Genomic DNA, 23069 nt, shown 5'->3' on the forward strand with positions numbered 1-23069 from the left:
GACGTCCTGCGAACGATCGCGACTCGGCCAGGAGCTGAAGCTCGTCACACACAATGCCACCGCGTGCTGTAGTGAAGGAATCGTTCATCCGTGCAGCCACTCACGACAGCCGTCCTGATTCGCTGCAATCGCATCAGCCGACGCCCAAAAGCTGAGTTCCGGCGACGCCGCGAACCTACGACACCCGGGCGCGACGCTCTATTCCCATCGCGTGTCTTTCTGTATCAGTCTGTATGCGGCCGACACGCGCGCGTTGCACGAGCCCGCGTGGTTGCCCGATGCTCTGGCCGGCGAAGATCCGGCAGCAGAAAACGTGCAGGTCAAGCGGTGAGTTCATGACGCGGTTGTTCATCCGCTTTTACGTCAGCGTGATTCTCATTCTTTCAGTCGCGATGTGCGTGATGGCGTTCGCCTTCAGGTACCGGATCGATACCGACATCAGCGGTGTCGCCGAGAAGGCAATGCGGGGAGGCATCCGGCAGGTACGGCAGTCGATCCGGAACTCACCGGCCGCCAATGACCCCGCGCTCTTCGACAGTTTGCAACGGCAACTCGGATTCCCGGTCCAGCAACTCTCGACAGAAGAGACCTCGCTGATCGTTGGCGAATGGCTGCAGAAGAAGGACGACGTCATCGTGCACGCTGGTCACCAGCTGGCCGTCTTCATGCCGCTGGACGACGGCGCGAATTCACTGCGTCTCGGACCCGTTCCCGCCCACGACGGCACGATTGAGACCGACATGATCGTCGCGATCGGCGCCGTCCTGCTGCTGGTGGCGGTCGCAATTGCCGCCGTGCTTCGCCCCCTCGCGAAGCAGCTGAGCATCATGGAACAAACGGCCGTCTCGATCGCGGATGGCAACCTCGCGGCTCGGGTCGACATCACCAAGGCCAGCTCCGCCGCGACCTTCGCACATGCGTTCAACGACATGGCTGCCCGCACCGAGACGCTCCTTCGAACCCAGCAGGAGCTGCTTCAAGCCGTCTCGCATGAGTTACGAACTCCGCTGTCCCGCATTGGATTCGCAATCGACCTGCTGCGCACTTCCCGAAACGACGATGAACGGGAGCAGCGACTGACGTCGCTCGAGACCGCCTCTCAGGAACTCAACGGAATGGTCGGCGAGCTGCTGCAGTACGTCCGCCTGGAAACGGGAAGTCCGCAATTGGTCAAAGAGAGCGTGGCCCTGCGACCGCTGGTCGATGATCTGATTGAAAAGGCCTCACTCACAAACAGAGCGATTCGGTTCCAGATCGGTCCCCAACTCGCCTCCAGTGAAAGTGACATCACCGCCGACAGTAGCGGCTTGGTGCGAGTGCTCGGCAACTTGCTCGCCAACGCCAGCCGTTTCGGCCGTCACACTGTGGTCGTGAACGCAGTCAGTTCGGCCGCAGGAACCACGATCGACGTCGACGACGATGGACCAGGAATTCCCGACGCCGAACGTGAACGGGTCTTCGAACCATTCGTCCGGCTCAACGAGGACCACCCTGGCGCCGGCCTCGGCCTGGCCCTCGTCAAGAGAATCCTGACAAACCACGGCGGAACCGCCGCGGTCCTCAAAAGCCCACTGGGCGGCTGTCGCATCCGGACCGTCTGGCCGAAATCATGACACAGCCTTGCGCTGTTCCAGGCGGGGCCAAGAGGCTTCAGTAGCGAGTGGTTGATCAGATTCCGCCGTCGACAAGACTGATTCTGGTTGGTGAACCCGGGCCGGCATCTGGGCCGCGGCGTCACAAGCTCTCGAAGATTGGAATTCTCGGCGCAGCTGGTTGTGGCATCGGATCCTCTGGCTTCAGATCCAACCGAATGGGCAGCTTCTCGTAGCGTTCAAGTCGATAACGCGAGCACGTGAATTCCACTCTGACGATTGGGCTCGATTCCTCGATCGCTGCGTTGACATTGGTCGCGGTCTGGGTGACTCCGCCTTCAATGCCTCTGCTGAATGTACTCGGGAGCGTGGAACCTGCCGCCGGACCCGTTTGCTATTCTGAACGACCGTCGAGCTGAATGGCTGGACGTTGTGCGACACGGCCGACTGGGCGGACAGTTGAAGTCGTGCTCGCGATGGGCGCCGTGTTCTCCAGAGGGATGAGCCGGGAGCGTGCCTTTTCACTGCAGCGGCCCACCTCACTGAGGAGATCTTTCCAGCGACGCCCGGTGCCCAGGACATACTACATCGCCCTCGTGACGCGACGGTTGGAGATCGGGGGCCGGCCGCTCGTCCAACCGCATTGTGGCACTTCCCACATGCTCGCACGTACCCGCTCCACTGGTGCTAGATCTGAGCCATCCCACCATCGACGCAAAGCTCGATCCCGGTCACGAAACTACTGTCGTCTGAAGCCAGGAAGAGTGCGGCCCGCGCGATTTCCTCTGGTGTCCCCATTCGGCCAAGAGGGATCGCTGCGGCCAGCACGCCGTCGAGATCCGCCCTTTGTGCTTCAGAGAGTCCCATCTTGCCCAGGATCGGGGTCTTTGTCGGTCCGGGACTCAGGACGTTGACCCGAATCTTGCGGGCCCTCAACTCCGAGGTCCAACTTCTTGCGAACGAACGCAGGCTCGCTTTCGCCCCGGCATACAAGCTGTGGTTCTCGAACACCCTCATTGTCGCGATCGAACCGACGAGAATAACCGCGCCACCATCTTTCAGGAGAGGCAGCAGCCGTTGCAGGCCGAAGTACACGCCTTTGACATCGACCGCGAACAGATGATCGAACTGTTCCTCAGTGACTGACTCAAAGCGGCCGACGATGTTGACGCCGGCGTTCGCGACATAGACATCGATTGACCCCAATTGCCGACTGGCCTCTTCAGCCAGTCGGTCGAGGTCGGTCAGATTGCCAGCATCGGCCAGCACGCCGGTGGCGCTCTGGCCGATCTCGAGAACAGCCTCGTCGAGTGCTGATTGCCGTCGCCCGGTGACAATCACTTTTGCACCTTCGGCTGCGAACAACTTGGCCACCGCGAGCCCGATGCCACTGGTGCCGCCTGTGATGACTGCGGTTCGGTTTGTCAGTTTCTTCATGGCGACGTTCTTAATGCGTAGTTCAGATTCCAGGCTTCGAAGACCAGGATCCCGACTTTCCGGGCGCGGTGTCGCGACTCGTCCTGGCGAGTTCATCGTCCTGAGTTCACGAGCCGAGTCCCAACAAGCCCTTCCGGAGGCTCGAAGGAAGCGAAAGGAACGTTGTCGATGACTTCCCATTCTGCGATGCACTCGCGAACGACTCGCCACAGCGAGAGTTGTAAATCGAGCCAATTAATGGCCCCCGAAGACAACACGGCCTGATATACGGCAGTGGTCAGGTCGGCGATGAAGGCCTCAAGGCGGTCGTCATCGTTCGAAAGGATGAATTCGCTGGAATGCATCATGTTGTTCTCCGAAGGGATGTTGTGCTTCTGGCAGGCGTCGATCGCTTGTCGCAGTCGACGTCGAGGAGCGCTGGCCGGTATCTGCTACCCGATGACCGGCGATGCCCGCAGGCACGAACTGTCCATTGCACTGCGACTGAAGCGGTGCGCGGTGACGCGAGAAGCAGTCGATCCACACTGAAGTTGAGCCAGTCGCTGTGGAGAAGCTTCTTGGAAACCGGTCGGAAGTCGCTGCGAGCTCAGTTTCGCGGCATTCCTCGTGACCGAACCCGTATTCGGAATGATCTTCGAAACAATCGAGTCGACATCTCCTGTCCGGCAAGCAGCAACGAACTGATCGACAAGTCTCGCGACAGCTCCGGGGGCCGGATCGAATCGTGCCTTACTGTTGCGAACTCGCGATTGAGCGCGGTGGAAGATCTGCCTGCCATTGGCTTCGGTCTTATTCAGAATTCTCGCGATGTCGACATGGTCATAGTTGAACACGGTTCGCAGGACGTAGGCTGTCAGTTCGCCTGGTGTTAGACGCTCCAGCATGAAGAGGAAGGCATCGTGTAACGAAGCGCCTGTTTCCGGAATTCGTCCGGACACTGTGGCAATGGCGGAGCAGAGCGTCGACGGGCGAAGGTTTTTGTCACGGGTCCGTTTCTCCCGCAATCGATCGATGCAGCGTCGGATGGTGGTCCTGACGAGAAAGCCTTCGAGGGAGTGCACCTCCCGAGTCTGCAGCAATCGCACATAGGCTTCCTGTACTGCGTCCTCAGCGTCGGCGACATTGGGGAGCACGCGCTTCGCTATAGAGCACTTCCACAGTTGCTTTTCAGAGGGATGATAGGGGAAAGGATTTCTCAAGTGGTTGGCTCAATCAAGGAAGAGTCATGCCCACCCCCTACTCAATGGATTTGAGGCGACGTGTCGTGGCCGAAGTCGACCGCGGCTCTCCGCCGGCCGAAGTCGCCCGGCGATTTCAGGTCACTGAACGAACCATCTGGAACTGGCTCGCGCTTCGCAAAGAGACTGGCCAGATCACTCCCCGGCAGGGAGATGTCGGCCCGGAGTGCGTTCTGGAACCGCATCGGGAGCGGATTTTCAAAAGCGTCCAGGACGACCCCGGCCTGACGCTCGCCCAAAGGCAACGCCAACTCGGTCTGCCGGGCTGCGCGACCACTCTGTGGAATGCGCTTCGGCGCTGGGGAATCACTCTCAAAAAAAGTGCTCAAAGCTGCTGAACAACAGCGGCCGGATGTGGCTCAGAAGCGCCGCTGGTGGAACATCCTGGTGCAGTCGAAAGCCTGTCGCCGTCTGGTGTTCTTCGACGAAACCGGGGCCGACACGAAGATGACGCGACGCTATGGCTGGGGACCAAAATCACGCCGGGTCGTGGACCATGTCCCTCAAGGGCATTGGAAAACGACGACGTTCGCAGCGGCGCTCAGGGCCAGCGGAGTGATTGCTCCCCTGGTGCTGGATGGCCCGATGGATGGGGAATGCTTTCTGGCTTACGTCCGTCAGTTCCTGATCCCGGCGCTGGAGCCGGGAGACTTGGTGGTCATGGACAACCTCAGCAGCCACAAGCAGAGCGCGGTGGGTGACGCGATTCGACAGGCCGGGGCTGAGGTGTACTACCTGCCGCCGTACTCACCCGATCTCAACCCGATCGAGAAGTTGTTCTCGAAGTTCAAGACGCTTTTGCGGACGAGCGCTGAACGGACGACAGAAGGACTCTGGAACCGGATCGGAGTGCTGGTGGACGAGTTCACTCCGAGCGAATGCCTGAACTACATCCGTTCCTGCGGATACACTGCACACGAATCATGAAGTTGCTCTAGAAATCATCCGCGGCCGCAGGTCAGTCACGGCTTCTCGGTACGTGATCATTGATCGCCTCGTCAGGAATGTCGCTCAATCTTTTGCCCGATATATTCTGGCCATCCGTCCTGCAGCCACGGCACAATCGGGCCTCAACTCTGCTCGTACTGAGCGTGGCTCATGGACAGCGCGAAGGTTAAGATCCGCTCGCAGCTTGAAGGCCTTCCCAGTCGGTGCATCAAAGTGGCTGACGAACATACGACTGCGATCGTCCAACGCTATTTGGACGACCTGGGTGGCGGTTCCCCGGCCGAGCCTGTCATTCGTACGCTCCTGGACCGGGCCACCGGGCGGCTACAGGCGTTGTGCACACGCCTGCTCTTCCGTAGTTATCCCCGGTTGATGCATCCGCCGCTGAATCTGCAGGCAGACGAATTGCTGGGCGGTGTTGTCGAACGGCTGCTCAAGTCTCTCCGCAAAATCCGGCCACAGACGGTCCGGCAATTCTTCGCGCTGGCCAATCAGCATATTCGCTGGGAACTCAATGACCTGGCCCGCCGCTTAGATGAGGCGCCACGGACTGCTCAGCTGACGGATGGCGCCCTCTCGCCCCCCGACAGCAGCGACTCCGTCCTGAGTGCGACAGGCCGGCGAATGCTGGAGGCCATTGAAAAGCTTCCTGAGGAAGAAAAAGAAGTGTTCGGACTGGTGCGAATTCAGGGACTGACGCAGGCGGAGTCCGCGACGATTCTTGGCGTCTCGACGAAGACGGTGCAGCGGCGACTCAATCGAAGCCTGTTGCTGCTGGCCGATGAGTTGAGGGATTTGCAACCAGATCTCGTGCAGCCAGGCGAGTCGGGGGACGAGGTACGGGCGTGAGATGAGCGCTGACCCCCGACTCAACGAGTTGCTCGAAGAGATCCTGGAAACCGGGTGTTCACCCGAAGTCGCCACTCGCGACTGCCCCGAACTGTTGCCTGAGCTGCTCACGAGATTGCGCCACGTGCATGCCGTGGAGGCACAAGTCGAGGCCCTCTTTCCAGATTCGGGCATCTCCTTCTCACCGGCTCCGGAGCGGCCTCAGACTGATGAGTTGCCACTGATTCCCGGTTACGAAGTGCTGTCGGTTCTGGGCCGAGGCGGCATGGGGGTGGTCTACAAGGGACGCCATCTGCAATTGAATCGCAGCGTCGCCATCAAGATGCCGCTGGTCGGAACACATGCCACACAGGCGGAACGTGAACGGTTCCACCGGGAAGCGGAAGCGGCCGCCCGCCTGCAGCATCCGGGTCTCGTTCCGGTGTACGACGTGGGTGAACACCGCGGACGCCTGTACTTCACGATGGAGTTCGTCGACGGAGGTAGCCTGGCGGAGAAACTGGGTGGAACGCCGCAGCCCAGCCGAGCCGCGGCCGAGTTGCTCGTCACTCTGTCAGACGCTGTTCATGCCGCGCATGAAAAGGGAATTGTTCATCGAGATCTGAAGCCCTCCAACATTCTGTTGACCTCTGACGGCCGTCCGAAGATCAGCGATTTCGGACTGGCGAGACAGACGGAGAACGCGGCGGGTCTGACACTCTCGGGCATGCCAGTGGGGACACCCAGCTACATGTCTCCCGAACAGGCGCGCGGCGACAGTCATCTCCTTGGCCCGTCCGTCGATGTGTACGCTCTCGGGGCGCTGCTGTACGAGCTTCTCACCGGCCGGCCTCCCTTTCACGCCGATTCCTCCCAGGCGACGCTCACGCAGGTGATGACGCAGGAAGCCGTCCCGCCGACGCAACTGAACCGGGGAATTCCATCGGATCTGGAGACGATCTGCCTCAAGTGTCTGCAAAAGACGCCTCGAGATCGTTACGCAACTGCCGCAGACCTCCGGGACGATGTACGACGTTTCCTCAGGAACGAACCGATCGTCGCCCGCCCTGTCGGGCCTGCCGGCCGCATGGTGCGCTGGATCCGTCGCAACCCGGCATGGGCGGCGCTGCTCGCGACGAGTGTTCTTTTCTCAGCCACTCTTGCGACCGCCGTTCTGAGGAACGCATTGCAGGAGGCGGATCGACGCAACGAGATCGAAAGAGAGCTTCGTCAGATTGGTGACTTTCAACAGCAAGGACGTTGGAACGACGCTCGCGTCTATATGCAGAAGCTGGAGGATCCGATCCGCGGGAGCGGAGTCGAGGACCTTCAGAAGCGAATCAGCACGATTCACGACGACCTCGATCTCGTCGGGAAGCTGGACCGGATTCACCTGAACCGGGCCACGAGCGCAGGCGATCTGGCACACTACAAGTCGAAGGCCGATCGACAATACGTGGAGGCATTAGAAGGGGCAGGCCTGACGAACGAGGACGAGGAATCCGAAGTCGTAGCCGCTCGCGTCAAAGCGTCGGCAGTGCGTCTGGCCCTGATTGCTGCGATTGATGATTGGGCCATGTGTGCGTCAGACAGAACACGGCGGGAATGGCTGTTGCGGATCGTTCGCGATGCCGATCCCGATCCACACGGTTGGAAAGACCGTATCCGCGACCCTGTGAAATGGGACAGCCGCGAGGCGCTCGCCGCGCTGGCGACGGAAGTGCCGGTCACAGGTCAGCCGGTGTCATTGCTGTTGACGCTCGGGGAACGGCTTCGTGACGCCAACATCGTCCCGACAGAGTTCCTGACCCGCGTCCAGCATGAGTATCCGTCGGACTTCTGGGCGAATATCGCGCTCGGCGATGCCATTCTGTGGGCATCGCCAGTCGAGGCCGCCGGTTACTTCCGAGCGGCGCTTGCCAGTCGTTCCAATGCGGCCGTCGCTTATACGGCGCTCGGCGACTCACTTCGAATCCAGAAGCGTTACGCTGAAGCACGCAGTTATTACGAGCACGCACTCGAGCTCGACCCTGTTTATGCCAGGGGCCAGAGCAGTCTGGGCAACCTCCTCAGGGAGTCCGGGCATCTGGACGAAGCGATCAAGTATCTCCGGATCGCTCTCGATCTGGACCCTCACTACGCCTATGCCCACCTCGACCTGGCGAACGCGCTGCGAGACTCCGGGCGCAACGAAGAGGCCCTCGAGCACTTCCGCGAGATTCACGCCGTCAACCAGTCGATTCCATACGTCGAGAATACGCTGCGATCGGAATCCATTCGGCTTGGGAAGTCTGCGGAGGTTCTCCGTGACTGGAAGGCGATTCTCGCAAATGACCCGCCGCAGCACGTACGGTGGTTCGGATACGCAGAGCTGTGCCTGTTCCTGGGGGATGAGCAGGAGTATCGCCGCGCCTGCTCGGACCTGATTCGTCGATTTAGAGACACCGACGATCCGTATGTCGCCGAACCAGTTGCCAGGGCGATCCTGCTGGCGCCGCCTTCGGAAGAGGTTCTCCGCGTCGCCTCTGAGCTTGCGGATCGGGCAGTCGATTCCGAGCCAACCAGATTTGGATGGGTCTTTCCCTACTTTCAGTTCGCCAAGGGATTGGCGGAGTACCGTCAGGGGAACTTCAGCGAAGCGGTCTCCATTCTGAGCGGACCGGCTGCCAACGTCCTCGGCCCTTGTCCCGGACTTGTCACAGCAATGGCGAGATCCCGGCTCGGCGACCAGCAGGCCGCTCGCCTGGCGCTGGCGAACGAGATCAGCGCGTTCAACTGGAGCTTTGCGAAAGTCCGCGGTCACGACCAATGGCTTTGGCACGTTCTCCGGCATGAGGCCGAGTCCGTGATCGTTCCTGAAATGGCGGCGTTCTTTGAGGGTCAATACGAGCCCCAGGACAATATCGATCGACTGATCCTGCTTGGGGAATGTCGTTTCAAGAACCACACTGCCAGGGCAGCGCGGCTTTATGCCGATGCGTTCGCCGCAGATTCAGCACTCGCCGAGGCCCCTCGCTCCGATCACCTCTTCAACGCGGCTCGCATTGCCGCCCTCGCTGGCTGCGGCGAAGGAGAAGACGCGTCAGGCCTGAGTGAGGACGATCGCCAGAAGTGGCGCAGCCAGGCACGAACCTGGCTGCGGGCGGAACTCTCCATGCGGGCCGCCGGGATGAACCCCAAGCTCGAGTCGAGTCGTGAAAACGTCCGACGAAAGATCGTCCGCTGGCGAACGGATGCAGAACTCGCGGGCCTGCGCGAACCGGCTGAGTTGCAGAAGCTCAGTCCGGCCGAGCGCGACGACAGCCTCGCACTCTGGAGTGAAGTGGAAGCTCTGCTTCGTCGCTGTGACTCGCGGTAGCGCGGGGGGCAGAGAGGAGTAATTCTGCGCGGAAGTGGAGGATTCCTCGTCTGAATTGTCACAGACGAACCACCTCGAACCGTCCTTGATGACACGTTCTCGCGGTTCAAGCGAAATGGCGCGAGCCCACATCACTCCTTCCTGGACGAACCAAATGCCTGCATTAACACTTGGTCGCAAGGCCAGCCAAGAAAACAACTCGCACGACGAGCGAACACGACTCGATGAGCCAGTCCCCTCGCGGTATGAACTCAAGGTCGGCGACATCGATGTGCTGGTGATCAGCGATGGAGTGCTGACTTTGCCCGGCGAAATGCTGGGGCACAACGTCGCCCCGGACGTTCGTGCGGCCTGCCTGGATGAGATGTTTCTGCCGCCGGACTATTTCGAATGGGCACTGAACGTGGTCCTGGTCCGCAGTGGCAGCCAGACGATCCTGATCGATGCAGGACTGGGCTCGGATCCGAATCTGAATCTGCCGAAGGCGGGTCGGACGATTGAGCGACTGGAGGCCGCCGGGATCGATCTGGCCTCTGTGACGGATGTCGTGCTGACGCACCTGCACATGGACCACATCGGGGGACTCCTCGTCGCCGGGATCAAGGAGCGGCTGCGGCCACACTTGCGAATTCATCTCGCGGCAGCGGAGGCTGAATTCTGGGAGTCGCCCGATTTCTCGCACACATCGATGCCTGCTGGTTTTCCGGATGCACTGCGCAGTGCCGCCAGGCGGTTCCTGCACGAGTACCGCGGCAATCTGCATCCGTTCGAGAACGAGTACGACGTGGCCCCAGGCGTTATGGTCCAGCGCACCGGCGGCCACACGCCAGGGCACAGCGTCGTCCGACTTGCGTCCAAAGGCAACCGGCTCACCTTCGCCGGTGACGCCGTGTTCCAGGTCGGCTTTGAACATCCTGGTTGGTTCAACGGGTTCGAACACGATCCCGAAGAGGCGGCCCGCGTCAGAGTCAAACTCTTGCGGGAACTCGCAGCGAACCGCGAGCCGCTTGTGGCGACACATCTCTCCTTTCCGTCAGTGTGCCACGTGGCGGTGGACGGTGACGCATTCCGTTGGGTTCCCGGCCCATGGGAATACTAGATGCTGACTGGGTCAGGCCCGAACGAGTCGTCGCACACGCTCCGGGATCCGCAGCGCGGGTTCAGGTAAGTGAGACGACTCGTTCGGCGGAGGGCTGAGGAACACCTGATCTGTAAGCGTGGATCGCCCGACCAGGCCGCGGACGGCTCCCCGAATCTTGGCGTCCACTTCAGTCTGAAGGGAGCGTGATCGATGGATGTCTACGAGGCGGTCGCGAGTCGACGGTCGGTGCGTGGATTCACCGATCAGCCTGTTCCTGACGATGTGCTGGAGCGAGTTCTTACTGCAGCCGCAATGGCCCCGTCCGGATCGAACATCCAACCCTGGCGGATCTACGTACTGACAGGCGAGCGGCTCACACAGCTCAAGAAAGCTGCCGTTGAACGAGTGGCGGCCGGCGATCCCTGGGACAGTCGGGAGTTCGCGATGTACCCGGAATCGTTGAAGTCCCCGTACACGGAACGACGCTCTGAATTCGGAAAGGAACGATACAACGCACTCGGAATTGATCGAGAAGACTGGGGCGCACGTCAGCGGGCAGCGATCGGAAACTGGAACTGCTTCGGGGCGACGACCGCTCTCTTCTGCTATATCGATCGCGACCTCGGCCGGCCGCAATGGGCTGACGTCGGGATGTACCTGCAGACAGTGATGTTGCTGCTGCGTGCTGAGGGCTTGCACAGTTGCCCTCAAATGGCGTGGTCGCAGGTTCGCAAATCGGTCGCAGAGATCGTGTCGCCTCCAGCGGACCTCATACTGTTCTGCGGAATGTCAATCGGCTACGAGGACTCCGCGGTGGACTATGTACGCATCGGCCGGGCGCCGCTCCAGGAAACGGTCACATTCGTTAGACACTGATCTGCCCTTCCTTTAACGGCTCCACATTCCGTTGTACTCCGCTTTGACCGGCGCGGTCGCTGCCACTGTCGTTCAGGGAGCAACGCTGACTGCTGTCCCGAATTCCTTCCCGATCCGCAGCAGATGGCCCTCCGTTCGAACGAAGAGGCTCCGATGGGCGATCGCCGGAGTCGAGTAGACGCCCTCGCCGAGACCATTCTTTGAAAGAACCTCGAAAGTCTTTCCGTTAGCGATCACGGTGCATGTACCAGAGTCCTCGAAGAAGTAAATGCGGTCTTCTGCCGCGACTGGCGAACTGTAGACCGGTCCCGTTCTTCGAGCTGTCATCAGGGAGCGACCGGTGCGCGGATCCAGGCAAGTGTAAACGCCGGTGTCACTCAGAATATGGAGATAGTCGCCCAGCAGGATTGGTGTCGGGACGTAGGGCATCTGTCGCTCGTTGCGCCAGGCGACGAACTCTTCCGAGATTTCTCCACGGCCGCCGAGTTTGACGGCCATGGCCTTCTTCTCCGGAGAGCCGCCGAAGCTGAAGACCATTCCATGACCGACTGAGGGCGTGCTGACGAACTTCTCAGCTGGACCGGCGATCGACCAGATCGGTTCTCCGGTTGCAGGGTTCAGGGCGACGGTTTGCGAAGCCCCGGTCAGGATGAGTTGCAGTTCGCCGTCGTGCTGCGTCAGCAGGGGTGTCGAGAACGATCGCAGGTTGATCGACGGCTTGTAGCGCCAGATCTCGTCACCCGTCATCGTATTCAGCAGGACGACGAAGGCCTCGCCGTCCTGCTGACCATTGATGATCACTCCATTGCCGAATACGACGGGGCTGGCGGCGAAGCCGTGCTGGGAGTGAAACGTCCCCGGAGACTTCGACCACAGGATGCGGCCCTCGAGGTCAAGAGCGACAACCTGCATTGCACGGTCGTCGACGAAGACCGCAAAGATGCGCTGCCCATCACAAGCCGGCGTGCTGGAGGCGGCGGTGTTGAACTTGTGCATGTCTCCGGTTTCGCCGCGGTGGACGACGGTGTTCCAGCGGACGACGCCAGAGGAAGCATCGATGGCAAGGACCCGGCGTGTCTGGTCGAAGACGTCCGCCAGGGTGATGACGACGTAATCACCGATGACGATCGGGGACGACCTTCCTCCGCCGGGAAGAGAAGTCTTCCAGGCGATGTTCTCATTCGGTGACCAGCTGATAGGGACGCCGGTTTCAGTTGAGACCCCGTCGCCTTTTTGACCGCGCCAGGAGGGCCAGTCGCCGGCGCTGGTGGTACTCGTGATCGCGAGCAGCAGGCACGGAATCGTAGTGCGGAGGCTCATTTCGGATGCCCGGTGAGCAGTGATGGCGAGGGAACGTTCAACGGGTTGTTGGACTTGCCGATCCATGATTCGATTGTTCGAGCCGCCGGATGTCGGCATTGAGACGCTCGGAGACGGCCCGTTGAGTGGCGAGGGCGGCCTCGGTGGCTTTGACGGCCGCATCGGCGAGTGCGGCGGAGTGCCGCAATTCGGCCAGGCGGTCCCCGGCAAGTCCGATCGATTGAGCCGCATTCTCGATCGCAGGCGTGGACTTCGAGGTGTCGTTGACGGCGATGGCGGCCGTTTGCAACTGCGAACGGCGGATCGGAGCCTTCGCAATTGAGGGAATTGCTGCCGCGACTGGAATCTGAAGTGACGAGCGATCGGCCTGGTCGTTGAGGCCAATGACCTCGACGCCTCCAGAAGCACTGGCAGCGATCACGCGGGAGTCCGTTGCGGCAACTTCAACGGCTTCACCGTTGAATGGAAGCGTGGCGACAAGTGTGAGAGAGCTGTTCAGGACGGCGATGGCATTCTGGCGACCGCCGAGACAAACGCGGCCCGAAGCGTTGGTGGTAGCGGAGAGGATTGGACCGATGCCGATGTTGGTTACGGACTTCGATGAGCCGTCGTGCATGTTCCACACACGAAGCGTTCCATCATCGCCGGCAGTCGCGAGTGCGTCAGAGCTTGCTGGCCACCAGACGGCGGTGACCTGTCCGGAGTGGCCGCGGAGCGTGTCGAAGATCTTGCCGGTTTCTGCTTCCCAGACCTGCACGCCGCCGAAGCGATCGCTGCTCGCGAGGAGCAGCCCATCTGGGCTGTATGCGAGTGAGAGAATCCAGTCGGTGTGCTTCTTGAGAGTCGTGAGCAGTTCGCCGTTCGAAGTGCGGTAAATCTTGACGGTCCGGCCAGGTCCGCCCATCGCGACGAGCGAGCCGTCCGGTGAGAGATCGGCAGCGAGCACAATGTCGGTCTCGTCGCCGATTGCGAACAGCCGCTTGCGCGTTGCCACATCGAAAGCGACGACCCGGCCGGACTCAGCGCCGACACCGCCGCCGGCGAGCAGAACGTCGCCGCCGCGGACGAACTTCAGGACGAAGGCTTTGCCCTCGGGAAATGGCAATGCGCCGATCGCGGGGCGGGAGAGATCGTCGTAGAGGAGGACCTGATTGAGTCCAGCGACCGCGGTCAGGTCTGATTTCGGATGCACCGCCAGCGCCGTGACGGCGGCGTTCTGCTGCCAGGGCTTCACTGGTTCCAGACCGCCCTTGGCCACAGTCACCTCAGCCGAATTCGCCGGAGTTGCCTTGGCCAGCACAACTTGTGGTTTAGCCGCCGGCTTCAGCTCGGTCTCGGAGATGCCGCGGGCGATCCAGTCGCGAATGAGATCGAGTTCGCGCTGCGGGATTCGCGGCGCGCCGGGCGGCATCTTGGGATCCTCGCGATGAGCGGCGAGGGTGTAGACGAGGCTGTCATCGGGCTTCCCGGGAACGATTACCGGTCCGGAGGACGACCCGGCCTTGACCCCTTCCAATGACGTGAGATCGAGGTCGCCGCGAGTTCGCTCTTCGTCGTGGCACGAGGCGCACCTTTTCCTGAACACCGCTCGTACTTCGTCGAACGAAACGGTTCGTGGCGCGTCGGCCGCCAGGGTCGCCTGGGCTGCAACAGCACAGGTGGATGCGACAGCGAAAGCGAAGAGGTGTCGACGAATCATGTTGGAAAGCCGCAAGAGGAAAGTCGGGAACCGGCGCTGCGCGATTCAGTGGTTGAACACGAACTCGTTCGAGTTCAGGAGTGCCCAGAAGAGATCGGTGAGCGCCGTGATCGCGTCTTCCGATGAAGCGAGCTTCGCCTGGATGGCGGACTGCTCTTCGGGACGCGGCGCGCGTCCCAGGCATCGTTCGTAGAGGGCGGTGACGATCGCGACTGAGTCGGGGTTCGTGGTGATCAGCCGTTCTATGACCTTGCCCTGCGCAATCTTTCCCGAGGTGGCCTCGCCGTTGATCAAGTGCAGCGCCTGCGACAGCGTCGGAGAAGTTTTCTGAACCTCGCAGGTGCAGGCCGTGGCGCGGTCCGACCTGCCAAAGGTGGTTAGGAAGTAGTTGGGGACCTGGCCATCGGCGACTTCAATCGCGCGGCCGCCAGCAGGGAGGCCAGGCAGCCGCTCAGTCGTCGCGGTGACCTGGTTCAGGCAGTCGAGCAAGACCTCTGCTCGGAGGCGCCGGATGCGGGCGTGCGAGAAGTTTCGCATGTCCCAGGCGTTCGACGCGTTACGCGTGCTCGCGAGCTGGTAAGTTCGTGAGTTGCAGATCTCGCGAACGAGGGGGCGGATGTTGAAGCGATCTCCAGCGAGTTTCCGACCGATGTGGTCGAGCAGGGCCGGATTCGATGGTGGATTGCTGACACGGAAGTCGTCGACGGGCTCGACGACTCCAACGCCGAGGAAGTGCGCCCAGACGACATTGGCCACGTTCCGGGAGAACGATGGATTCTCCGGCGAGGCGAGCCACTCGGCGAGGACCTTGCGGTAATCCTCGCCCGGCTTGACGGCCGGCGGTTCTCCGCCGAGGTGACGAAGCACAACGTCACGACCATCGACGGGATGCTTGAGGCTGCCCATTCCGGCGTTGAAGACCGTGATCTCGCGGGGATCCTGGGCCTGCTTATATCCAACCTGCGCGAAGAATTCGGCAAAGCCGTAGTAGTCGTCCATCGTCCAGCGGTCGAACGGATGGTTGTGACACTGCGCACATTGGATGCGAGTTCCGAGGAACGCCTGCGCGGCATTCTCCGCGAGGAGTTGCGGAGTGGTCTCGGTCTGGAAATAGCTCGAAGCCGGGTTCTCGAATGTGCCGCCGGTTGCGGAAAGCGCTTCGGCGACGATCTTGTCGATCGTCTCGCCGGCGTGCACGCGCTCGCGAAGCCACTGGTCATAGAGGTGCAGGCCCTTGCGACTGATGCCGTTCGATGTGCGGATCTGCAGGAGCTCAGCCCATCGCATGATCCACATGTCCTGAAAGTCACGAGTCTCGATGAGCTCATCGACCAGGTGGCTGCGCTTGTCGGACGATGTGTCGGCGAGAAACGTCGCCCACTTTTCGGGCGTCGGCAGAAGGCCCGTGAGATCGAGAGTTGCACGGCGCAGAAAGACTTCGTCAGAGCAGAGGTCTGAAGGAACGATGTGCATGTCGTTCCAGCGGGCGAAGACGTGCCGGTCGATCTCGTTCTGGGGTTTGAGGTCAAAGCCGGGGTACTCCGTGCCGGGGCGTGTCGTGAGCGCCGCACCTTCGGTGAACTGATCGAAGCGTGCGAGAATGAAGGCGTTGCCGGGCCCGGTCGACGTCGCAATGCCTTGTTCGGAGACAGTGGCCGCTGCGTCGTTGTTGCTGAGGAATACGGCGAGGTCAGTGACGTCGCGCTGCGTGCCGTCGCTGTACATTGCGATGACGACGAGCCCTTGCTTCTCGCCGGCCTTGGCGAAAACGGCCTGACGCGGAAACACAGTGATTCCGGTTGGCACTGGTGTCTCCCGGTTGTCGTTCGGGGCCCCGTTCTTCAGCCACGCCAGAAGCTGTTCATGCTCGAAGCTGCCTTCGACGATGCATTGGCCGCCCGTATGATCGACGGCGCCAGTCGCTTTCGCGACGAGCAGGCAGTTCTCGGGCGACGCCAGGTCGATGCGGCGACCGGAGAATTCGCGAGTCAGTCGATAGTGATCCCCCTGCGGGTCAAAGCCGTAAAGGCTCAGGCGGAAACCATCCTTCCCGGAGCCGGCGCCGTGGCAACGCCCGGCGTTGCAGCCAGTCTTCGTGAGAATCGGAAGAATATCGTTCCGGAAGCTGAGCGGCGTGACGTCGGACGCGGCTTCTACGTCGATGGTCGCGCGGACGGTGCGGCCTTCGTGAGTGACCGCGAGCTCCGTCGTACCGTCCGCAGCGGGAGTGACGACCGTTCCGACAAGAGTCGCAATGGATGTATTCTTGACTGAGAACTTTGCGGCCGAGGTGACGTCGCGCGTGCTGCCGTCGCTGAGGCGGGCCTGGACGACGAATCGTTTCTCGTCGCGAGCGCCCTGCAAGCGGATCTGCTCAGGCATCACCCTGAGCTCGGTGATCTCAACAGGGGCCGCGGCGTCTGCGTTGCCTTGGAGCAACACTGTCAGCCCGAGCGCCGCCACACACAACTTCCACGTCGACATGGAGAGTTCCTTCATTCGGAGAGTTCGCATGACGGGCTTACTTGCCTTCTGATTTCGGTCCGGCCGTTGCGCGCTGCAGGACTTCGAGCCGTGAGAGAGCCCGCCCTGATTCATCGCGGAAAAGCCCGCCACGCGGCTCGACCCGGAGCGTTCCGCTGCGTCCGACGCAGTACGAAACCGACTCGCCATTGAGCGTTCCCGTGAGGCGGACGACGAGGTCCGGGAAAACGCCGACCGGGGCGTCCGGCGCGAGGTGGAGCTCAAATTGAACACGGCCTTCGCCGCGCGCGATGGCGACAGGCGATGCCGTGACGCGATTCGGAAGCCCTTCGAGTTCGGCCGTCATCGTCTCGGGGAGCTGGCCATGGGCCTCGATGGAACACGACACCGAAACGGCAGCCCCCTGTTCGGTAACGACCTCCTCGAGTTTTCCAGCCACGGGGCTGGATCCAACGGTGAGCTTGACCAGTTCGGAGGCGACGGCCACTTCTGGCGGCGGGGCCACCGGCAACGGATCGTTGGCTCCCGGCAAAGCCGACTCGGCTCGTCGACCACTTCGGCCGCCGGCCATCGCCTCGGCGCAGATCGTCCATTCACGAACGGCCGCCTTGGGATGAGCCCGCAGCCGATAGACGGCCATCGTCTCGCCTGGTTTGATCACAACTTCCGACGGGCCATCCACCCACGGAGGCAGGAACGGGATCACGACCTCGACGCTGCCGGTAAAACCCGGTTCGCGAGTCAGCTTCAACTGCAGATCCAGCGTTCCATCCTTCGCAACCGGCGCCTCGGGTTGGAGGAGATCAACGTGGAACGGAACCGGCTCGATGACCACCACCGCCAGGCGATCGACAACAGCCGACTGAAACAGGGCATCCGCGGATCCGGCAATGAGGTCAACCACTTGTTGGAACTTGCCCTGCACGGAACGATCGCCGTCGTTTCCAGACGCCAGGACGTCAATCAGCATCGCGTTCAGGGGAGCATCCTTCGAGGCCTCCACAATCGTGGGCGTCCAGTATCGATCGGCATCGATGCGGGCTTCAGAGAACAGGACTCCTTGCGGACCTCCGCTCGTCGAGAGCTGAACGTCCCCTTTGAAGTGCCGCCGTTGAACGGCGAACGTCGTCATGATCCGATTGCCGCGCGGGACGGCGACCGTCTGGCGTTCCTGCGAAAGCCGCTCGGGCCGGGAGACGAAGGCCGTCAGCTGCGGCTGCAGTCGCGTCGCTTCAACCCGGTAGATGAAATCCGGACGCCCCGCCCTTCGCTTGTCGCGGATCTCGAGCGAGTACTTTCCCGGGGCCGGTGGAACGAAGACGAGGCGGCTGTCGTGTGAGCCGTCGTCGTCGTTCGAGATGAGTGTCTCGCCTTCGCCGTCGAGAATCGCGATGACCGTATCGATCGGGGATCCGATCCGGTAAGCGAACGATTCGAACTGAATGGGCTCGCGATTCGAAACGTTGAACTCGAACGTGTCGGCTTCGCCCATGGTCGAAAGCACACCGTTGAACGCGGCCGGCAACTGCGCGGGCGACGGACCGCGAATCTCTTCAAGGACGTTTGGAAATGGCGAGACCCGGAACGGACTCGCCGACGGTGCCTCGCGCCCGTCGCGCGAGGCAATCAGGCCGAAGCCTGGGGCGGGAGACTCGGGCAGCGCGAACGACTGTTCGAAGTCGCCGGCCGCGTCTCCGCGGAACTGCACTTTCACCGTCATACCCGCCTGGCCGCCGGCGGGATAGACGGCGGCGGGCCGCGGGAAATCGCCGAGCGAAAGCAGGTAGCGGCTGTTGTCGTCGCCGTCACGGTTCGTTCCCTGGACTTCGACGACGTACCGGCCGTCCTGCGGTGCGATCAGCGTAATGAACGGGTCCTGATAGAAGAGCGGCGTGTCGTCCACCGAGCCGATGAGTGCTCCGTCCGGGCTGAACACACGGATCGAGGTGTCGAGCAGGACGCTGCCAGACCGAACGCTGGCAACCTCGGCCGCCAGACGCTCGCCCTTCTTCAACGTGATCGCGTAGCAGTCGACATCTCCATTTTCGAGAACTCCTGCCCACGTCAGGTTGCGACTCTTCTCATTGGCCTTTGAAACCTCGTCGTTAGGTTCCGACTCCGGCTCAACCGGCTGATTCGTCAGCAGCACGGTGTGGAGTTCAGAGAGTCCCTGGGGATTCCGAAGCCGGAACGCATACGGCCCGATCGCGGCGTCCTCTCTCGATTTCAGGCGGATCTCCAGTTCGTTGTCGCCTGTGGGTTTCAGGGCGAGGCATTCAACTCCCGGGGAGTAGAACAGAATCTCCGAGGCACGCTCGAAGCCGGCGCCGACAACATTGAGCGTGAACTCCGTCCCGCGCTTCCCGCCAGCGGGAAAGAACCGCTCAATCGACGGAGCTCCGCCGAGAACTGCACGCGGTCCTCCGAAGAGGATCGCGGCAATGAAGAACAACCTGTGTTTTCGCATCACGTAGTCCGGCACGAGTGGAATTCGAGTGGGCCGAGCAACCAGCAGAAAACTCGCTGGACCGGCGAGGCCGGCCCAGCGTCGTGGAAGTGTCACGCCAGGAGGTCGCTCATGACCTTGCCATTCATGACAATCTGTTGCGGTCGATCACCTGGCGACATCAGGTGCTTCTTCGCATCGATGCCGAGGAGGTGGTAGACGCTCGTCATGTAATCCTCGACGGACAGCGGACTATCCGCGACTTCCGCCGCAAGGCCGTCGGAGGCGCCGAAAACCTGGCCACGTTTGATGCCGCCGCCGGCCGCAACAATGCTGAACACACGCGGCCAGTGGTCACGCCCGCCGCCCGCATTCACCTTCGGTGTGCGCCCAAACTCGCTGGTGACCAGAACGAGCGTCGAATCGAGCAAGCCGCGCTGATCGAGATCGGTGATCAGGCCTGCGAATGCCTTGTCGAGATCGGGCATCTGGGTTTCGATGCCGCGGTAGTGATAGGAGTGCGTGTCCCAGGCGCCGAAGGTGACGGTCACGCATCGGACGCCAGCTTCGACAAGCCGCCGGGCGATCAGGAACCTTGGGCCGGCGGATGGACGAAGGATCAGGCCCCAGGGTTCGAAGCCATACAGCTTCTTCGTCTCCGGTGTCTCTCCCTTAAAGCTGAAGGCGTCGCGCGCTTCATCCGATCCAAGCAGGTCATACGCGCGCTGATAGAACGAATCCATCGTCGCGATCGCGTCGTCCTTCTCGGTCTGATGGAAGTGATTGTCGACGAGATCCTTCCAGCTCTTCCGGCTTTCGAATCGGGCCTCATCAACGCCCTTGGGCAGCTTGAGGTCGCGAACGGTAAAGTTGCCTCGCGCGGGATCGTTGCCGAGCGCGAACGGACCGAAGGCGTTGCTGAGGTAGCCGCTGCCGAGGAACTGGCTTCCCTGAGTCGGAATGCAAACGTATGGCGGAGCCGCTCCTCGCGGACCAAGTTCCTGGGCGACGACGCTGCCGGTGCTCGGATAGGTCAGAGCCGGGCTTGGCCGGTAGCCGGTAAACATGCTGTGTTCGCCGCGGCCATGATCAACCTCCGTGTGAGTCATGCTACGGACGACCGTCAGCTTATCGGCGACCTTCGCCGTCTCGACCATGTGAGAGCTGAACTGAACGCCCGGGATCGACGTACTGATCGGATCCAGGATGCCGCGATATTCAACAGGTGCATCAGGCTTCGGATCGAAGCTGTCCATATGGGCGAATCCGCCCTGCAGGTAAATGTGAATGACCGATTTTGCCTTCGGTGCCGGCGCATCTTCAGTGGCGGCGCGAGCCTGCAGTTGGAACATGTTGCCGAGTGATAGCCCCAGCCCACCGAGCCATCCGGCGTAGAGGAAATCGCGCCGCGAGGGGCGTCGAGAATGCGAGGGATCAGCCAGCCACGTTCCGGGTTGGGGAGCGGACATCAATGCACCTCCTGAAGAGACTTCGCGACACTAGGCCGCTGACATGAAGATCTGAGGACGAACACTCGAAGATTCGGCGAGCGCTAGCGGGGCGCAACAAACTCGATGACCAGCTTCGGCCGTTGCGAGACATTCATGAATTCGCTGGCATAGAAATCCCAGCCATTGCCGCCCGTGTTCATGAAAACCCAGCCGTGGTTGTCTTCGCCGTTCACCCACGCCTGAACAGTGTCGGTCACATCGAAGACAATCTCGGATGAGTTTGCTGCGATCTTGCCGAACGTGAAGCTGTCCTTATGGCGAGACGCTTCGAGCCCGTCGGCCGAAATCCCCGAGACCACACTGCTCCAGGTCGCCGACTCATCGAAAGGCACGAGCAGGCGATGGAGATTGACCGTGGTCCCCTGGTCGAATGCGCTGACCAGGAGTCGGGCCGACTTGACCTGGGCATTCTTTGGGATCTTTTTTTCGCCAGCGCCAATGACCTCGTCAAACCGCATCAGCACCTGGCTTTCGCCGCCGTCGTTGTTGGCATCAGACGACGCGTTGGGATTGCTCTCCAGCAGCGTCTTCGTCGCCAGAGCCCAGATTTCGGTATCGACGGTCCCCTTGTAGCCATCGACTCCCTGCTGGAAGGAGACGGTTCTCGTCATTGGGGACTGTGGGGGAGCGTCCGGCTTCGGGACATCCGCAGACCAGGCATTCGTCAGGAAAACGAGGCCGCACGTCAACACAGCGAGGCTTCTCAGCATTTCTGCGTTCCTTGATCGGTGGAGTAGGTCCCCACGGCGTGAGACGGCCGCGGGTCCTTGACCGTGCCCTTCGACCTCAGCGGACTGCCTGCTCTTTGCTTCCTGTGGCCCGCAGGCGTTCGGGCACTTCCGGAATCTGCTCGATCAGCTTGTTGATGGAGCCGTTCTGCTTCTGGAGCGTGAAGGCGTCGTACACATCGCCCACAGCGGTACGGGCTTCGTACTTCAGCGTCTCGCCGTCGATGTGGATGATCTGATAGAGCTGGGTATCCTGGGCCTGCCGCTTCATGAATTCATGCCGCTGCAGGTCGTACTGCTTGGGGCCGCTGACCGACACGACGTAGACAGTTCCAGTCTTCTCATCTCGGGCGTTGAGGCCTGTAGGAACGTTCCCGATCGTCTGGGCCGGAACCTTCGGCGTTTCGAGTCCGGTACGACCATAGGTGTGGTCATGCCCCTGAAGGACGATGTCGACCTTGTGCCTGTCGAGAATCGGCTTCCAGGCCTCGCGCAGCTCTTTGTTGTCCCGTTCCTTGCCTGTCGAAAAGACGGGATGATGGAACGTGCAGACAACCCAGCGGCATTTGTTTGCGGCCAGCACCTTGTCGAGCCACATGGTCTGGTCGTCCAGACGGCGATTGCTGTCCAGTCCGATGATCCGGACGCCCTGGTACTCCAGCGTGTAACAGGCTTCTTCCAGTCCTTCGGGACCATTCGTCGGCAGGGCGAACTGCGGACGCCAGTGATGGGACAATCGGGCCCGCTCGCCGTTTGCCCCCTTGGCCTGCTCGTGATTGCCGGGAATCGGCACGCTCGGCATCATCGCGTTCAGCCATGCCCCGGCGCCAAACCACTCACCCCACTCAGCGTCATCTTCTGCCTTGTTGATCAGGTCGCCCGCGTGCAGCATGAACGCCGCCTTCGGCGCGTCGCTGTAGGCCTCGCGGACCACGCGTGACCACAGACTGCGGATGTCGTTCTGAGCGTCGCCGAAGTAAATGAACGAGAACGGTTCTGGCCTGTCGCTGGCCGTCGTGACGTGGAACCATTCACTCCAGTTCAAGCCGTCGCCGACGCGGTAGGCATATTTGGTCTTCGGCGAGAGTTCGGTGAACTCGACAGAGTGGAATCTCGCTTCATTGATATCCGTCTTCAGCGTCTCGGCCGTCGCCATCACCTGCCGGGCCTTTTTCGGAAAGTACGGCCCGGCATCGGCCACCGCGATCTCGGCGATTCCCTGCTCCACGTCGGCCGATGTCCGCCACGTCACAGCCTGAGTTGTCGACGGATCGCCAGACCACGTCAGGATGATGCGGTCCGGCACCGGAGACGGAGCGTAGTACTCGGCCGGCTTGACCTGCCGCGGGGCGTGTCTGTGATCGGGTCCGTCGTGGGCGAGAACTACCGTTGACGGGCCGAACGCCACGAGCGTCGCGATGGCCTGTCCGCAGAAGGCCTTGAATGAGAGTTGATGGTTCATCTTCGATGCCGTCGATGGAGTTTCGGAAGACACGTCCGGAGAAGCTCTGGGGAGCGAAACC

The 23069-nt window shown here is 61.5% G+C and carries 17 protein-coding genes; 7 read left to right on the top strand and 10 right to left on the bottom strand.

What is annotated here, in order from left to right; genetic code table 11:
• Positions 1-335: 335 nt before the first annotated feature.
• On the top strand, positions 336-1613 hold the full coding sequence (locus tag Pan44_RS05170; protein WP_197453873.1) for a HAMP domain-containing sensor histidine kinase: 1278 nt from the start codon (positions 336-338) through the stop codon (positions 1611-1613).
• Between the two features lie 666 nt (positions 1614-2279).
• On the opposite strand, the gene Pan44_RS05175 is transcribed toward Pan44_RS05170, so the two are convergent.
• The 3 genes from Pan44_RS05175 to Pan44_RS05185 form a co-directional block, all read right to left on the bottom strand.
• Positions 2280-3029, bottom strand: a complete 750-nt coding sequence (locus tag Pan44_RS05175) for a glucose 1-dehydrogenase (RefSeq protein ID WP_145027924.1) — start codon at positions 3027-3029, stop codon at positions 2280-2282.
• Positions 3030-3121: 92 nt separating this feature from the next.
• A complete protein-coding gene (locus Pan44_RS05180) occupies positions 3122-3376 on the bottom strand; it encodes a hypothetical protein (protein WP_145027926.1) in 255 nt (84 codons plus the stop codon).
• Between the two features lie 84 nt (positions 3377-3460).
• Positions 3461-4228: a sigma factor gene (locus tag Pan44_RS05185; RefSeq protein ID WP_145027928.1), complete on the bottom strand. Its 768-nt coding sequence runs from the start codon at positions 4226-4228 to the stop codon at positions 3461-3463.
• A gap of 44 nt (positions 4229-4272) precedes the next feature.
• Here Pan44_RS05185 and Pan44_RS28210 point away from each other — a divergent pair, with 44 nt between their 5' ends.
• From Pan44_RS28210 to Pan44_RS05215, 6 genes are all read left to right on the top strand, one after another.
• A complete protein-coding gene (locus tag Pan44_RS28210; protein WP_390620637.1) occupies positions 4273-4605 on the top strand; it encodes an IS630 transposase-related protein in 333 nt (110 codons plus the stop codon).
• Positions 4553-5194, top strand: a complete 642-nt coding sequence (locus tag Pan44_RS05195; RefSeq protein ID WP_145027933.1) for an IS630 family transposase — start codon at positions 4553-4555, stop codon at positions 5192-5194. The genes Pan44_RS28210 and Pan44_RS05195 overlap by 53 nt, the downstream gene beginning before the upstream one ends.
• A 171-nt stretch (positions 5195-5365) precedes the next feature.
• The gene (locus Pan44_RS05200; protein ID WP_197453874.1) at positions 5366-6064 is read left to right on the top strand and encodes a sigma-70 family RNA polymerase sigma factor; all 699 of its coding nucleotides are present in this window, start codon (positions 5366-5368) and stop codon (positions 6062-6064) included.
• 1 nt (position 6065) lies between these two features.
• Complete coding sequence (locus Pan44_RS05205; RefSeq protein WP_145027935.1) at positions 6066-9401, top strand: protein kinase domain-containing protein; 3336 nt, start codon at positions 6066-6068, stop codon at positions 9399-9401.
• 154 nt (positions 9402-9555) lie between these two features.
• Positions 9556-10500 (top strand): MBL fold metallo-hydrolase, encoded by a 945-nt coding sequence (locus Pan44_RS05210; protein WP_145027937.1) that lies wholly within the window; start codon positions 9556-9558, stop codon positions 10498-10500.
• A gap of 192 nt (positions 10501-10692) precedes the next feature.
• On the top strand, positions 10693-11358 hold the full coding sequence (locus Pan44_RS05215; protein ID WP_145027939.1) for a nitroreductase: 666 nt from the start codon (positions 10693-10695) through the stop codon (positions 11356-11358).
• 72 nt (positions 11359-11430) lie between these two features.
• On the opposite strand, the gene Pan44_RS05220 is transcribed toward Pan44_RS05215, so the two are convergent.
• From Pan44_RS05220 to Pan44_RS05250, 7 genes are all read right to left on the bottom strand, one after another.
• Positions 11431-12678, bottom strand: a complete 1248-nt coding sequence (locus Pan44_RS05220) for an outer membrane protein assembly factor BamB family protein (protein ID WP_197453875.1) — start codon at positions 12676-12678, stop codon at positions 11431-11433.
• 37 nt (positions 12679-12715) lie between these two features.
• Positions 12716-14263, bottom strand: coding sequence for a c-type cytochrome domain-containing protein (locus Pan44_RS05225; protein WP_197453876.1), 1548 nt, complete (start codon positions 14261-14263; stop codon positions 12716-12718).
• Positions 14264-14422: 159 nt separating this feature from the next.
• Positions 14423-16891 (bottom strand): DUF1549 domain-containing protein, encoded by a 2469-nt coding sequence (locus tag Pan44_RS05230; protein WP_197453877.1) that lies wholly within the window; start codon positions 16889-16891, stop codon positions 14423-14425.
• Between the two features lie 7 nt (positions 16892-16898).
• Positions 16899-19328: a PPC domain-containing protein gene (locus Pan44_RS05235; protein WP_145027947.1), complete on the bottom strand. Its 2430-nt coding sequence runs from the start codon at positions 19326-19328 to the stop codon at positions 16899-16901.
• 92 nt (positions 19329-19420) lie between these two features.
• Positions 19421-20776, bottom strand: coding sequence for a DUF1501 domain-containing protein (locus Pan44_RS05240; RefSeq protein ID WP_145027949.1), 1356 nt, complete (start codon positions 20774-20776; stop codon positions 19421-19423).
• A gap of 83 nt (positions 20777-20859) precedes the next feature.
• A complete protein-coding gene (locus Pan44_RS05245) occupies positions 20860-21429 on the bottom strand; it encodes a DNRLRE domain-containing protein (RefSeq protein WP_197453878.1) in 570 nt (189 codons plus the stop codon).
• A gap of 175 nt (positions 21430-21604) precedes the next feature.
• Positions 21605-23008, bottom strand: coding sequence for a purple acid phosphatase family protein (locus Pan44_RS05250; protein ID WP_145027954.1), 1404 nt, complete (start codon positions 23006-23008; stop codon positions 21605-21607).
• Between the last annotated feature and the right edge of the window lie 61 nt (positions 23009-23069).

Source organism: Caulifigura coniformis (assembly GCF_007745175.1).
GTDB lineage: Bacteria > Planctomycetota > Planctomycetia > Planctomycetales > Planctomycetaceae > Caulifigura > Caulifigura coniformis.